12 protein-coding genes are annotated in these 14,748 nt (G+C 63.8%); 8 read left to right on the top strand and 4 right to left on the bottom strand.

The window, feature by feature from the left end; all coding sequences use genetic code 11:
• The first annotated feature begins 15 nt into the window (after nt 1–15).
• Both BLW08_RS22565 and BLW08_RS22570 read left to right on the top strand, forming a co-directional pair.
• The gene (locus BLW08_RS22565; RefSeq protein ID WP_091328345.1) at nt 16–1,596 is read left to right on the top strand and encodes a beta-N-acetylhexosaminidase; all 1,581 of its coding nucleotides are present in this window, start codon (nt 16–18) and stop codon (nt 1,594–1,596) included.
• The gene (locus BLW08_RS22570) at nt 1,593–3,008 is read left to right on the top strand and encodes a DUF4032 domain-containing protein (protein WP_090826285.1); all 1,416 of its coding nucleotides are present in this window, start codon (nt 1,593–1,595) and stop codon (nt 3,006–3,008) included. Before BLW08_RS22565 ends, BLW08_RS22570 begins: the two co-directional genes overlap by 4 nt.
• Before the next feature lie 76 nt (nt 3,009–3,084).
• Here BLW08_RS22570 and BLW08_RS22575 read toward each other — a convergent pair whose 3' ends face one another.
• Together BLW08_RS22575 and BLW08_RS22580 are read right to left on the bottom strand one after the other, a co-directional pair.
• Nucleotides 3,085–3,786, bottom strand: a complete 702-nt coding sequence (locus tag BLW08_RS22575) for a GntR family transcriptional regulator (protein ID WP_254780021.1) — start codon at nt 3,784–3,786, stop codon at nt 3,085–3,087.
• 34 nt (nt 3,787–3,820) lie between these two features.
• Nucleotides 3,821–5,287: a chlorohydrolase family protein gene (locus BLW08_RS22580; protein WP_091328348.1), complete on the bottom strand. Its 1,467-nt coding sequence runs from the start codon at nt 5,285–5,287 to the stop codon at nt 3,821–3,823.
• 142 nt (nt 5,288–5,429) lie between these two features.
• Here BLW08_RS22580 and BLW08_RS22585 point away from each other — a divergent pair, with 142 nt between their 5' ends.
• From BLW08_RS22585 to BLW08_RS22610, 6 genes are all read left to right on the top strand, one after another.
• Complete coding sequence (locus BLW08_RS22585; RefSeq protein WP_254780022.1) at nt 5,430–6,485, top strand: ABC transporter permease; 1,056 nt, start codon at nt 5,430–5,432, stop codon at nt 6,483–6,485.
• A 48-nt stretch (nt 6,486–6,533) separates the two neighbouring features.
• Complete coding sequence (locus BLW08_RS22590; RefSeq protein ID WP_091328350.1) at nt 6,534–8,258, top strand: ABC transporter substrate-binding protein; 1,725 nt, start codon at nt 6,534–6,536, stop codon at nt 8,256–8,258.
• Between the two features lie 81 nt (nt 8,259–8,339).
• Complete coding sequence (locus BLW08_RS22595) at nt 8,340–9,341, top strand: ABC transporter permease (RefSeq protein ID WP_090826273.1); 1,002 nt, start codon at nt 8,340–8,342, stop codon at nt 9,339–9,341.
• A complete protein-coding gene (locus BLW08_RS22600; RefSeq protein ID WP_091328353.1) occupies nt 9,338–10,408 on the top strand; it encodes an ABC transporter ATP-binding protein in 1,071 nt (356 codons plus the stop codon). The genes BLW08_RS22595 and BLW08_RS22600 overlap by 4 nt, the downstream gene beginning before the upstream one ends.
• 8 nt (nt 10,409–10,416) lie before the next feature.
• Nucleotides 10,417–11,439, top strand: coding sequence for an ABC transporter ATP-binding protein (locus BLW08_RS22605; protein WP_091328354.1), 1,023 nt, complete (start codon nt 10,417–10,419; stop codon nt 11,437–11,439).
• A gap of 36 nt (nt 11,440–11,475) precedes the next feature.
• Entirely contained in the window at nt 11,476–12,705 is a 1,230-nt protein-coding gene (locus BLW08_RS22610) for an amidohydrolase family protein (RefSeq protein WP_091328357.1), read from the top strand.
• Between the two features lie 85 nt (nt 12,706–12,790).
• Here BLW08_RS22610 and BLW08_RS22615 read toward each other — a convergent pair whose 3' ends face one another.
• Complete coding sequence (locus BLW08_RS22615; protein WP_090826262.1) at nt 12,791–13,279, bottom strand: pyridoxamine 5'-phosphate oxidase family protein; 489 nt, start codon at nt 13,277–13,279, stop codon at nt 12,791–12,793.
• Between the two features lie 103 nt (nt 13,280–13,382).
• Entirely contained in the window at nt 13,383–14,624 is a 1,242-nt protein-coding gene (locus BLW08_RS22620; RefSeq protein ID WP_254780023.1) for an MFS transporter, read from the bottom strand.
• Between the last annotated feature and the right edge of the window lie 124 nt (nt 14,625–14,748).

Here is a 14,748-nt window from a genome sequence, read left to right on the forward strand (position 1 = left end):
CGGCGAAAGAACGGCATGAACACCACAGATAACCTGATCCCCCGTCCGTCCCACGTCGCACTCGTGGACGGACCCGCTTTCACGCTTGCACCTGACGCGCGGATCGCCGCCGGTGACGCAGCAGCTCCCGTCGCAGAACAGCTCGCAGCGCTCCTGCGCCGTGGCACCGGTTTTGATCTGCCCATCGTTGAGGACGCACGCCCCGGCGATATTTCCCTTGCGTTGGTGGACACGTTCGACGGCGGCCCGGAAGCGTACGCGCTCGGCGTCACCGAGGATGGGGTTGGGCTCACAGCCTCCACCGGGGCGGGACTCTTCAACGGAGTGCAGACGCTCCGGCAGCTGTTCCCTGCGGCCATTGAGGGCACCGGCACGCCAGGCACATGGGTGATTCCCGCCGTCGACATTGCGGACGCCCCGCGCTTCGCGTACCGGGGCCTCATGCTGGACGTTGCCCGCAACTTCTTCACAGTGGAAGAGGTGAAGGAGCAGATCGACGTCATGACGCAGTTCAAGCTGAATGCCCTGCACCTGCACCTCACGGATGACCAATCGTGGCGCATCGAAATCCACCAGCCGGAAGACAACCCGTCCGGCTTGGCCTACGGCAAGCTGACGGAGATCGGCGGGGAGGGCGCCGTGGAGGTGCCCACCGCGGTCCCCGCGCGCGGACGGCATGGCTTCTACACCCAGCAGGACTTCCTGGACATCCAGGCCTACGCCGCCACCAAGAACGTTCTGGTGATTCCGGAAATCGACCTCCCCGGTCATGTCAACGCCGCCCTCGCCGCTATTCCACAGCTCAATCCCGATGGCCAGGCGAAGCCCATGAGCACCACCTCGGAGGTGGGCTGGTCAACCCTGACCGCTGACCTGCCGGCCACCTACGAGTTCGTCCGTGAAGTCCTGGGGCAGCTTGCCGCCATCACGGTGGGACCGTATCTCCACATTGGCGGCGACGAAGCCCATGTCACCGGGCACGATGACTACGTGACCATGGTCCAGCAGTTCGTCCGGATCGGCGCTGAAACCGGCAAGGCCGTGGTGGGCTGGAACGAGTTCGCCGCCGTCGAGCTTCCTGAAGGGGCCGTGATCCAGTACTGGCACGGCGATTTCGCCCCCGTGGTGAAGCAGGCAGAACAGGCAGGTTCACAGGTGATCATGTCCCCCGCGGCCAACACCTACCTGGACCAGAAGTACGCATCGGACAGCCCCGTCGGGCTCGAATGGGTGGAAGGCGGGCCCTTCACGTGGTCCGAGTACTACAACTGGGACCCGGCCCAGGGCGGCCTTGAAGACCACCAGATCCTGGGCATCGAAGGCGCACTGTGGTCCGAGACCATCCGCGACAACCACCAGGCCCAATGGCTCCTGTACCCTCGTGCTGTTTCCTTGGCCGAAGTCGCTTGGTCCGGCCCGGAAGTCCGCAACACCGGCGACTTCCGACGTCGGCTGGGCGCCTTGGGTGAGCGGCTCGCCAAGCAGGGTGTCGTCTTCCAGGAAGCGCCCGATGTGGAATGGTCAGCGAAGCCGGAGTACCCCTTTGCTGGCGCGATAGGTGCCCCGGACTCCAAGTACGGAACAATTGAGGCATGAGCGAGCAAAACGAAGCCCAGTGGCACGACGAACCCACCGACTACGGGCAGATCGGCAAGCTCCCCCGCACTGAAGCCGCCAGCGCGCAGGACACTGCGCCGCCGGCCAGCGTCATCGGGTCCCTTAACATTACGGCCGCCGCGGCCGATCCGGAGCTGCTGGATTTGCCGTGGCACATTGCCTTGGAGGACTGGCCTGCTGAGAACCTTGCCGCGCTCCCCCGCGGTATTTCCCGGCACATCGTGCGTTTTGCGCACCTTGGCGGTTCGGTGATTGCCATCAAGGAAACCTCCGAGCACGTGGCACGCCATGAGTACCACATGCTCCGGAAGCTGGCGCGGCTGGACGTGCCCTGCGTGGAGCCGGTGGCCGTCATCACCGGGCGCACCACCGCGGACGGCAGGCCCCTCAATCCGGTGCTGGTCACCCGGCACCTGAAATTCTCCATGCCATACCGCGCATTGTTCTCCCAGATGCTCCGCAAGGACACCCTGACGCGCCTGATCGACGCCCAGGCGTTGCTTCTTGTCCGGTTGCACCTGGTTGGTTTCTACTGGGGCGATGTCTCCCTGTCCAACACCCTGTTCCGTCGCGACGCCGGCGCCTTCGCCGCCTATCTGGTGGACGCTGAAACCGGTGAGCTCTACCCGGACCTGTCCATGGGCCAGCGCGAATACGATCTTGAGATCGCCCGTGTGAACATCGCCGGCGAACTCATGGATCTGCTGGACGGCGGGCTCATCGAGGAGAAGGTGGACCCTGTTGCCACCAGCGAGCTGATCATGGACAGCTACCGCAGGCTCTGGACCGAACTCACGGAAAAGGAATCCTTCGAACTCGGCGAACGCTGGCGCGTGGGGGCGCGCATCCGCCGCCTGAACGAGTTGGGCTTCGACGTGGAGGAATACGCCATCAAGACCACGGCGGACGGCTCCACCATCCAGCTCCAGCCAAAAGTGGTGGACGCCGGCCATCACCAGCGCCGTCTGCTGCGCCTTACCGGCCTGGACGCCCAGGAAAACCAAGCGCGCAGGCTCCTTAACGACATGGACCAGTTCCGGGCTGACAACAACCCGGACCTGGATGAGGAAATCAGCGCGCACATTTGGGTCAGCCAGATCTTCGAGCCTATTGTGCGTTCCATTCCGCGTCATTTGGCCGGGAAGCTGGAGCCGGCAGAAGTGGTCCACGAAGTCCTGGAGCACCGCTGGTACATGAGCCAGAAGCAGGACAGGTACGTCCCGTTGGCAGAGACCGTGCAGTCCTACCTGGACACCGTGCTGCAGCACCGCCGCGACGAGGCAGCCATCATGCTGAATCCGGATACGGAGCTGCTCAAGATCCTCGAGGTGGAAGTAGAAGAATCCGGCCGGTACGACGACGAGGACGAGTACCCGGACGCGGACGACTGACGCACGTTGAAACGAACTCGACGTCGGCACTCAGGCGAGTGCCGACGTCGAGCCTTTGAGCGTCAAGCCTTTTAACCTAGGGTTCGAGGGTCTCGGCGAGGCCGGACAGGACAGGTTCGCGGCCCAGCTCGATGTGTGAGTATGCCAACGAGTACGCCAGATCCGGCTTACCCTTCAGAATGGCGTTGCACAGCTCTGTGTGCTCGTCGCGCTGGAGCTCATTGCTGCGATTGTGTGCCAGTCCGAAAATCCACCGCATCCGGCCGAACAGTGGCTTCACGGATTCGATCAGCAGCCGGTTACCTGAAAGCCGAACGATCTCTGCGTGCAACTCGGCGCTGATCACGGCAACGTCTTCGCTCCGGGACTCGTCGATGGCCGCCGTGGAGGCCTCCATGAGTTCCTCGAGCCGGCCGCCGTCGCTGCCCTCAGCCACTCGGGTGGCAGCCATCCTGGCGGCGAAGGTTTCCAGGCACAGCCGGATGTCGAAAAGTTCGTTGACGTCGGTGAGTGTCAGTTGCCGGACCACCGCACCGCGGCGCGGGAAGGTCTCAACAAAGCCGTCCTGCTCCAGGCGCTGGATGGCCTCGCGCACAGGAATACGGGAGACGTTGTAGATCTCCGAGAGCTCGCGTTCACGCAACCGCACGCCCTGGGCGTACTTGCCCGTGACGATGCCTTCCAGCACCAGTTGGTAGACATTCTCCGCGCGGGCCTCTTCATCGCGGCCATTTCCCGTGTCCGGCATCGCCTCAGCCACTGTCAAACTTCCCTTCATGCCAGCGTCCGCTCCCTGTGCCGGACGGCGCCGGTCAGCGTTCCAACCGAGCATACACGGGAGGAAACAGCTCATCCGCAGGGCGGTTCCTGATGTCACGGGCGCTGTAGGCTCCGCGCATCTTGTGGAAGAGTTCCTGGCCCCTGGACCGCCAGAGTTCCAGGTCCACTCCGTCGATTTCGCCGTCGGCCATGATGGTCCGGCCTGCCACCACGGACAGCACGGCCTGGCGGGCTGTTCCGTTCAGGAGAAGGGTCCTCAACGGGTCATCGTGGACGCCGTCACGGAAGTCGCCAAGGGAGAACGCCACCATGTCAGCCTGGGCGCCTGGCTGAAGCCGGCCAAGGTCCGGGCGCCTCAAAGCATGAGCACCGCCCAAGGTAGCGGCGTCGACGTATCCGGCGACGTCACCGGCGTCGTTGGTGCCGGCGAGGATCTTGGCGAGCTGCACGCCGGCATCGATACCCCGGATGAGGTCCGGCGGGAACGAGTCGGTTCCCAGCGAAATGTTGATTCCTGCTTCCTTGTAGGCGCCGAACGAGTCCAGTGTGCTGCCGTACCGCATGGACGTCAGGGGGCAGTGAATGATGCTGGCACCGCTGTCCGCCAGCATGGCCAGGTCACCGCGGTCTTCGCCATACACCGCAGGGTTCCTGTCCGTATAAGTGGCGTGCGGGATCAGGAGGCGCTCGTTGAGCAGACCCACCTGGTCAAGGAGTTCCAGGGGCGTGACTCCATGCCGGCCCAGGATGAGCTCGCGTTCCACGAGGCCTTGGAGGGAGTGCAGGCGGACCAGCACATCCCGGTCGCTGGAGGCCGCTGCTGTTGCCTTGAGCAGCTCGATGTCCAACGTCTCGATCCGGCACGGGAGCAGAACACCGTTCACCAGCGGATCATTCAGCTCCGTCGCGTGGTCAATGAAGCGCAAGGCATCAGCGAGTCCCTCACGGCCCCTGCCGTCGTCGAACATCACTGAACGTTCGCCGTTCTCCAACACGACGTTCACACCGGAACGGTAGGCCGGCCCAAGGTAGCCACGCAGGCCCAAGCGCCGGCTGGTATCGGCCATGCCCACCAATTCCTCGAAAGGCTCGGCCCACTCGGAATGCACTTCCGAGGCGATGGGCATGTAGGTGGTGATGCCGTGCAAGATGAGTTGGATCAGGGCGTACTCGCGGATCTGCTGGCGCTCCCCGGCACTGAAGACGTCGGCCCGGCGATTCAGGAAGTAGTCCTCTGACCATTGGTGCCCCTTGGCCTGCTCCGGGCCGGCCCAGCTATCCAGGATGAGGTGGTCAATGTCGGTGAGCGCGTCGAGGTCGATCAGGCCGGGCATCAGCAGGGCTTCGCCTACGTGGACTTCCTCGTCCACCGGCCCGGTGTACTCGTGTCCTACGTAGTCGATGGTGTGGCCGCTGTAGACCACGCACGCATTTTCGAGCAGAACGTGGCGGCCGTTCTGATGCCCCAGCACGTAGCGGGCGGTGACCTTGGTAGGCACGGCGACTCCTGTTTCCTGTCCGCGAGGGACAGCTCGTATTACTCTCTGGTATTCCAAACAGTACATTATTTGTGATTTACATCGCATCAATCCTGCTCTAGTCTATTTTGGTATACAAGAACTCCGGAGCCAGCTCCTGATCATGAAACGAGCAGAACCGTTGACCCAGTTACAGTCCATCGAACCGAATACCGGCAGCCCGCCGCTCCCACCGGCAGCGTCGCCGGAGGGCGCAGCAGCGGCACCTGCCGAGGCCCGCTCACTGCTCGCCACAGCATGGATGAGGATCCGCCGCAGCAAGATCGCGCTCCTCAGCTTGTGCGTGGTGGTGGCCATCATGTTGTTTGCCATCCTTGCGCCGGTACTAAGCGCCATGTCGGGCAACGATCCCTTCACGTCCAACACCAGCCCGGACGTGCTGGATGACTTCCAAACACCCGGGCTGCCGCTCCCCGGCTACATGTATCCGTCAGCCCAGCACTGGTTGGGGGTGGAGCCTGGCCTGGGCCGCGATCTCTTCGCCCGGCTGGCCTACGGCGGACAGGTGTCCCTCACCATCGCTTTGCTGTCCACAGCCGTTTCTGTGGTCCTGGGAACAGTGCTGGGCGCCGCCGCCGGCTACTTTGGCGGCAAGACCGACGCCATCATCAGCCGCATCATGGACCTCTTCCTCGCGTTTCCGCATCTCCTGCTGGTGCTATCCCTGACGCCCATCCTGCAGTCGCGGCTCCGTGATACCCCGCTGGGCGAGGGGAGCTTCCTGCCCATGGCCTCGCTGGTAATCATCCTGGGCTTCTTTGGCTGGGCCTACCTCGCCCGCATTGTGCGGGGCCAGGTGCTGAGCCTCCGCGAGCGCGAGTTCGTGGAAGCCGCCCGGTCCTTCGGTGCCTCGCACCTCAGTGTCCTGTTCCGCCAGATCATCCCCAACGTCATGGGAGTCGTCCTGGTGTACGCCACCATGTTGATCCCCACCAACATCTCCGCCGAAGCTGCTTTGTCCTTCCTGGGCGTCGGAGTCAAGGACCCCACACCGTCGTGGGGCCAGATGCTGAACGCCGCCCAGTCCGGCAACTGGTACCTCAGCGATCCGTGGTTCCTGGCCGTTCCGGGCATCATGCTGATCGTCACCGTCCTGGCCTTCAACCTGCTGGGCGACGCCGTCCGGGACGCCTTGGATCCCAAAGCATCCCGTCACTAAGTTCTCCATTCATCCCCGCATCGCCTTCCACCCCTCTCAAGGAGCATCATGAAAACCCCTGCAAGAGCCCTGGCTCTTTCCGTGCTGATTGCCATGGCCGCCACCGGCTGCGGCGCCGGCCAGAACCAGCCCAGCAGTTCCAAGCCCGCCGAATCGGTCACGGAACTGGCCCCCAACGTGGTCAAGTCCGGCTTCAACGGCAAGGGCGGAAACATCAACGTCCTGATGTCTTCCGACTTCCAGACTCTGGATCCCGGCAACAGCAATTACGTCCAGACGGCCAACGTCGGCCAGCTGTACTACCGCACGCTGACCATGGCCAAGGAAACAGCCGGCCAACCGCCAACAGTGGTCCCGGACCTCGCCACCGACACCGGCAAGGTGTCCGACGACGGCCTCAGCTGGACCTTCACCCTCAAGGAAGGCGTGAAGTTTGAGGACGGTACACCCATCACCTCGGCCGACATCAAGTACGGCGTAGAGCGAACCTTCGCGCAGGATGTCTTCACCCAGGCTCCGCAGGAGCTGAACGCAGCGCTCGACGCCGGTGGGTACAAGGGGCCGTATAAGGATCCTTCCGCTGTACTCAAGGCAGTTGAAACACCCGATGAGCGCACCGTGGTCTTCCACCTGAAGAAGCCTTTTGCGGAATTCCCGGCCCTGGCATCCCGTTCCAACACGGCACCGGTCCCGAAGGCCAAGGACACCAAGCTGGACTACACCAACCACCCCGTATCCTCGGGCCCCTACATGGTGGAGTCCTACAACCGCGGCAAATCCCTGAAGCTGGTCCGGAATCCGCACTGGGATCCCGCCACGGACCCCAACCGCTCCGCGCTGCCGGACACGTTCAGCTTCTCGCTGTCCACCTCCCAGGCCACCATCAGCCAGCAGTTGCTCGCCGACTCGGACCCCAACGCCATCACGCTCGATTCCAATGGCGCCCTGCAGACCTCGGACTCCGCCAAACTGGCCGATGCCAAGGTAAAGGACCGGGTGGCGTCCGGACTCCTGGGCTGCAATGACGTCCTGAGCCTGAACACCCAGAAGATCACGGATCCGGATGTCCGCAAGGCCATCGCATTGGCTCTGGACCGCCAGTCCATCCTGGTTCAGTACGGTGGACGACGCTTCGGTGAGATCACCCAGAGCCCGCTCAATGCCAAGATGCGCGGTTACGTGGAAACCGAACTGGAGCTGGACCCCGCCGGCAAGCCCAAGCTGGAGGAAGCCAAAAAACTCCTTGAGGGCAAGGACTTCCCCAAGACCCTGACGTACGGCTACGCCAACAATCGCGACGCCTTCAAGAACACCGGCACCGTTGTCCAGCAGAACCTCAAGGCCCTGGGAATCGACGTGGAACTCGTGCCGATCCCGGCACCAAACTACTACTCGGTCCTGGCCAGCGAACAACTCCCGGACATGGGCCGCTCCGGCTGGTGCGGCGGTGCCGATCCGGCATCAGTCCGTACCTCCGCTGATCCCCTGCTGGGACCGAACAATGAGGGCACCAGCTACGGCTTCTCCAACACCTCCCGGTACTTCGACCCCGTAGTGTCCAAGGCCATGTTCGATCTGCGCAACACGGACGGAACTTCAGAGGAACTGGGCAAGAAGTGGTCCGAGGCGTTCGGCTCAGCGTTGAAGACCTACCCGATCGTTCCGCTTATCCGCAGCCACACCAACAGCGTGGTGGGTTCCAACGTCCGCAATGCCCAGGTGGGCTACTTCTTCGGCGGCATCGACCTCTCGATCGTCGGCGTCGAGCAATAACCGCGCCCCGAAAACAATCGAGCATAGTCCAGAAGGAGAAGCGGGCCGCCTGCAACCAGCGGGCGGCCCGCAACCACCACCATGATGACTTTCATTCTTCGCCGGACCGGATCGCTGGTACTGCTTCTCGCCGCGGTCAGTTTCATCACCTTCACCCTCTTCCAGCTTGGCCCGTCCGATCCCGCAGCTGCTGCCTGCGGACAGGAATGCACCCCCGAACGCGTAGCGGAAGCCCGCGTGGCCCTGGGCATGGACCAGCCGTTCTTTGTCCAGTACTTCGACTACATCCGGGGCCTTTTCTCGTCGCGGATGATCGGCGCCCCGGGTGCGCAGACGCTGTGCGAATGGCCGTGCCTGGGGAAGTCCTTCCAAACCAATGAGAACGTAGCGGACATCATCGGCCGCTCACTCCCCTACACCTTCTCCATGGCCATCGGCGCCCTCATCCTGTGGACCATCACCGGCGTCGGGCTTGGTCTGCTTGCCGCGCTCCGCAAGGGTTCCCCGGTGGACAAGTTCATTGTGGGCGCCGCCTCCGTTGGCGTTTCACTGCCCATCCCCGTTACCGGCCTGTTCCTGCTGCTCCTGTTCGTCAACCAGCTGCACCTGCTGCCGTTCACCACCAACGAGATCAACAGCCCCTTTGGCCCGCAAGGACCCGGGGCTTGGGTGGCCAACTATCTGCTTCCCTGGATCGCCTTGGCTGTCCTGTTCAGCGCGTCCTATATCCGGGTGACCCGTACCAATATGATCGAGACGTTCGGTGAAGACTTCATCCGGACCGCCCGCGCCAAAGGTCTTGCGCCCCGAACTGTCACTTTCAAGCACGGCGTGCGTGCAGGCATCACTCCCGTGGTCACCATGCTGGGCATGGACATTGGCCTGTTGCTCGGTGGCGCAGTCCTCACCGAGCAGATCTTCTCCGTCCCTGGCCTGGGCTTCACGGCAGTTCACGCCGCTATTTCCGGCGATCTTCCAGTGACCATGGCCATCACCATGCTGGCCGCGTTCTTCGTCATCGTTGCCAACGTTGCTGTGGACCTCGCCTACGCCGCCATCGACCCCCGAGTGAGGCTCCAATGACCCAGTTGAATATCACCGCCAAGAAGGCGAGCGCCCCGGCCGGCGGTACGGCAGGCGCCACGGCCACCGCACCGTTCCTTGAAGTCCGCGACCTCACCGTGAAGTTCCCTACGGATGACGGCGTTGTCTCCGCAGTAAACGGCATGGACTTCGCCCTGGAACGCGGGCAGACCCTGGGCATCGTGGGCGAATCCGGCTCAGGTAAATCCGTCACCAGCCAAGCGCTCATGGGCCTGCTCAAGGGCACGTCCGCGCAGGTCACCGGGGAGGCGATGTTCCAAGGCAAGGACCTGGTCACGCTCCCCGAGTCCGCCATGCGCCAGCTTCGTGGCCGCAACATCGGCATGATCTTCCAGGATCCCCTTTCTGCCCTGCACCCCTTCTATACCGTGGGCCACCAGATCGCCGAGGCATACCTGGTCCACAACAAGGCGAGCAAGAAGCAGGCCCGGGCTGCCGCCGTCGACATGCTGGGTAGGGTGGGCATCCCCAGCCCGGAACAGCGCTACGACGAGTACCCCCACCACTTCTCCGGCGGCATGCGCCAGCGTGCCATGATCGCCATGGCACTGATTTGCGAGCCTGAACTGCTGATTGCCGATGAACCAACCACTGCACTGGATGTGACGGTCCAGGCCCAGATCCTGGATCTGATGTCGGAGCTTCAGGAGGAAACCAACTCGGCGCTCATCCTCATCACGCACGATCTCGGTGTGGTGGCTGAGGTCTGCGACAACGTGCTGGTCATGTACGGAGGCCAGTGCGTCGAGTCCGGGCCGGTGGACGATATCTTCTACGACACCCAACACCCCTACACTTTGGGCCTGCTCAACTCGATGCCCACGCTCAACAGCGCGGCAAGCCGGCTGAACCCCATACCCGGCCAGCCGCCGTCGCTCCTTGACCTGCCCAAGGGCTGCATCTTCAGCGCGAGGTGCCAATATGCCGAACTCGCCGGCGACGGCGTCTGCGCCAGCCAGCGACCCGAGCTGCGGGTCGAAGACGGGCACGGCAAGCGCTGCCACTTGAGCGGCCCGCAGATCATCACCATCCGGAATTCGCGTTAGGACCCGCCATGGAACATCAGCCAATCCTGCAGGTGGAGAGCCTGCAGAAACACTTCCCGCTGAAGGGCGGGCTGCTGCCGGGCTCCGCCAAGGGCTCCGTCAAAGCGGTCGACGGCGTGTCGTTCAGTCTTGCTCGAGGCCAGACGCTGGGGCTGGTGGGTGAGTCCGGATGCGGTAAGTCCACCACGGGACGCATGGTGGCACGGCTCATGGACCCGACCGGTGGACGGATCATGATCGACGGCGTCGACATCAGCCAGCTGCGTGGCCGGGAGCTGTACAACTTCCGGCGCAAGGTCCAGATGATCTTCCAGGACCCGTTCGCCTCTCTGAACCCACGCCAGACGGTGGGTACCGCCATCGCCGCTCCCATGGTGGCTCAGAAAATCAATCCCCCGGGCGGGCTCAAGAACAGGGTCAAGGAACTCCTGGACCAGGTGGGGCTGAAGCCGGAACACTACAACCGCTTCCCGCATGAGTTCTCCGGCGGGCAGCGGCAGCGTGTGGGCATTGCCCGGGCGATTTCCCTGAACCCCTCGGTGATCGTGTGCGACGAGCCGGTCTCAGCGTTGGATGTTTCCGTGCAGGCACAGGTAGTGAACCTCCTGCAGCAGATCCAGCGGGACACTGGCGTTTCCTACATCTTTATTGCCCACGATCTTTCTGTGGTCCGGCACATTTCCCACGAGGTTGCTGTGATGTATCTGGGCAAGATCGTGGAACAGGGCCCGCGCGACGAGCTCTTCCAGAACCCTTTGCACCCTTACACCAAGGCATTGCTCTCGGCGGTGCCACTGCCGGATCCCCGGGCCGCCCGTGAGCAGGTAAAGATCCGGCTTCGAGGCGATCTGCCGTCTCCAGCCAATCCTCCCAGCGGCTGCGTCTTCCGGACCCGTTGCCCACTGATCGGCACGCTCCCGGAGGAACAGCGGCAACGCTGCATGGACCAGATTCCGACGCCGGCCACGCCCGCCGCGCCTGCCTGCCACCATACGGGTATGGCGGCGACCGTCCTGGCCGGCGTGCAATAGAGGCAGGCAATGGATTCACTATCAAAGGAGCAAACATTGAACACCCTGATCCGCGCCGTCCGCCCCTGGGGGCAAGCGCTCAGCGACGTCACCGTCTCTGCGGGCGAAACCGGTGGCAAGATCACCAGCGTCGAGGCTCATGACCCCGCCCGGGCGGTTCCGGCCAACGTGACCGTAGTAGAAGGCCGCGGACGCTTGCTGCTGCCATCGTTCTCCGACGTCCATGTGCATTTGGATTCCACCAGGATCGGTTTGCCCTTCCGCGAGCACACCGGCGGTCCCGGCGTGTGGACCATGATGATGAACGACCGGCAGAACTGGCGCAACGCCGAAGTTCCCCTGCAGGATCGCGTGAACGACACCCTGGGACGGATGATCGCGCGGGGCACCACCCGCGTTCGCTCCTACGCCCAGGTGGACGTGGACTGCAAGCTGGAGCGTTTCGACGCCGTTGCTGCTGCCAAGGAGAAGTTCTCCGGCCAGGCGTCCGTGGACATCATCGCCTTCCCTCAGGCCGGACTGTTGCTGGAGGAGGGCACGGTGGAGCTCATGGAAGAGGCACTGAAAGCCGGTGCCAACGTGATGGGCGGGATCGATCCTTGCACGCTGGACCGGGACCCGGCGAAGCATCTGGACATTGTGTTCGGCCTGGCCGAAAAGTACCAGGTTCCCATCGATATCCACCTCCACGAACCCGGCGAATTGGGGGTCTTCAGTACCGACCTGGTGCTGGAGCGCACCCGTGCGCTGGGCATGCAGGGCGAAGTCACCATGTCCCATGCGTACCAACTGGGCAGCGTCAACGAGGCCACCACGCGCAGGCTCATCGACGCCTTCGCGGAGCTCGATGTCTCCCTGGCGTCGGTTGCTCCCTCTGCTGCGGGTCAGCTGCCCATCCCGCTGCTCACCGAAGCCGGGGTTCGCTTGGGGCTCGGCGAGGACGGCCAGCGCGACTACTGGTCGCCTTATGGCAACACGGACATGCTGGACCGGACCTGGCAGCTCGCCTTCACCCATGGCTTCCGCAAGGACGAGCTGATCGAGCACAGCCTGGCCATCGCCACGATCGGTGGCGCCAGCATCCTTGACCCCGGCGCAACCAGACTCAAGGACACCGCCCACCGTCCCGGCGTCGAGGTTGGCGATCCTGCTGAGCTGCTCCTGGTGGACGGCGAAACAGTGGCGTCCACGGTGATGGACCGCGGCAAGGACCGCACCGTGATCCACGCCGGCCGGGTTGTGGCTGATCAGCTGAAACTCGTCTAGCGCCCACATAAAACCCGCTCTTGTTTGTGGTCCTCGCCTTACAGGGTGAGGAATCCCGAACAGGGGCGGGTTTTCGCGTTAGGTGCTACTCGCCCCGGGCCGTGGGCGCGTCATCCAGCGGCGTCCACCACGTCACAGCGGGAGTGACCGTGAACCGGCGGCCCGTCACCTTGGTGGGAGTGATCCGGATGAACTGGTCCTTCTGCCCGGCCTCCCAGGGGAACAGCAGAAGGCCAATGGTGTCCAGCACGTCCTGGGTCAGCTTCACAGCGGACGCCTGGCCCTTGACCACTACGCTCCACGCCACGCCTGTTTCTGCGTTGACGCCATCAGCCTCGATCGCCACGGGCGCATCGCCCAGCGCCGCGTGGAGTTTGGTCCCCTCACCCGTCCGGAACACCATGGTTCCGTGGTCAACCTTGTAATTCACGGGGAAGATGTCCGGGTGGTCATCCACAACGACGGCAAGCCTGCCCACTGAGACACTCCGGAGGAGCTCCCAGCACTGATTGGTTTCAAGGATTTCCGTGGCGGGGGTGCCAGGCTGATTGGTCCCCGTTGGTGAGTTGGTCATATCGCCGAGGATACGCCGGAGAGTTGCGCCCCAACAGGCCTGCCGACGGCTGAGGAAGTCAAACCCGCCGGTGCCCTTTTCTCCCGGCCTTAAACGGGGCGGGTCAGCGAACAGGTGAAGGTTTCACCGCGTCCTGCTGGGAAATTTCGGCTGATTCCACGCTGACCAGTGGTCCCCGGATGGCAAGGAATCCCGCACCAGCCAGCACCACGGCTTCGGCGGCGAGCACCCAGAACGTCACTTCCCAGCCACCGGTCATCGCGTGCAACATCCCTGCGAGCAGCGGGCCCAGGGAGGCCAGAGCGAATCCCAATCCCTGGCTCATGGCAGAGAGCCTTCCGGCAGATTGGGGTCCAGCGGACCGGATGACCACCAATGCCATGGCCAGTCCGAACCCGGCACTCTGCACCACTCCAAGAATCCCGACGGCGGTGAACTGCAGCTCAGCCGGTGCCGCCAGGACGCCCAGCAGCGCGAGCGCCACCGTCATTCCAAGGCCGGGCGCCAGGATCCGAAGAATGGCTGGACGGCTGGCCAACACGGGCGCCAGCAAACTGGCCGGAAGGCCCGCAAGGCTGAACCAGGCCAGCAAGGCGGCGGAGTCGGCAGGCGAAAGCCCCCGGGATACCAAGTACACGGCCAACCAGGACGTGATGGCGAAGTACAGCATGGCCTGCAGGCCAAAGAAGGCAGTGACGGCCCACGCGGTGCGTTGCTTCCGGAGCGGCGTGACTTCCTCTGCGGTGGCGGAGCCCGCGGTGGTGGAGCCTGGGGTGATGGTGCCTGGGGTGATGGTGCCCGCCGTGGTGGGTGCCGTCGTCGGACGTCCTCCCGAGCGGTGAATCAGGAACGCACCCATCAAGGCTGGGACCGCCCACACGGCAAGCGCTGAGGGGAGGTTGCCGCCGAATGCCTGCTCCAGAGGCTGGACCAGGCCCGCCCCGAGCGCGGCCCCGAGCCCAAATCCCATGGTGCACAGGCCCGTCCACCACCCGGTGCCGCGGTTTGCTTTCACGATCTGGGGCACCAGCACGCTGGCGGTCATGATCGCGCTGCCGGCAAGGAACGTTCCGGGCAACAGGAGTGCCGGCACCGTCGCCCGGACCACCAAAGCTGCTGCGAGCACCAGCAGCGCTACCGCAACAGCCCGCCCGGTCCCGAATCGCCTGGCCAGCCACGGCCCCATCGGCCCCGATACGCCAAACGCCAGCACGGGCAAAGTACCCAGGAGCGGAAGCAGCGTGGGATCCACACCAAACACACCCGGCACCTGGCCCATCACGCCAGCGACCGTAGTAATAGCCGGCCGAAGATTGACGGAAACCATCACAAGCGCGAGCAACACCAGCCCCGTCCTCAGCCTAGGACCCAGTACCGCTCCAGCCTGCCGCTTCTCCAGCACGTCATTCCCCTCATAGCAACTTTGGTATACCAAGCAAGACTATGAGGAGAATGACGGAAAGTAAATG

Source organism: Arthrobacter sp. cf158 (assembly GCF_900106835.1).
GTDB lineage: Bacteria > Actinomycetota > Actinomycetes > Actinomycetales > Micrococcaceae > Arthrobacter.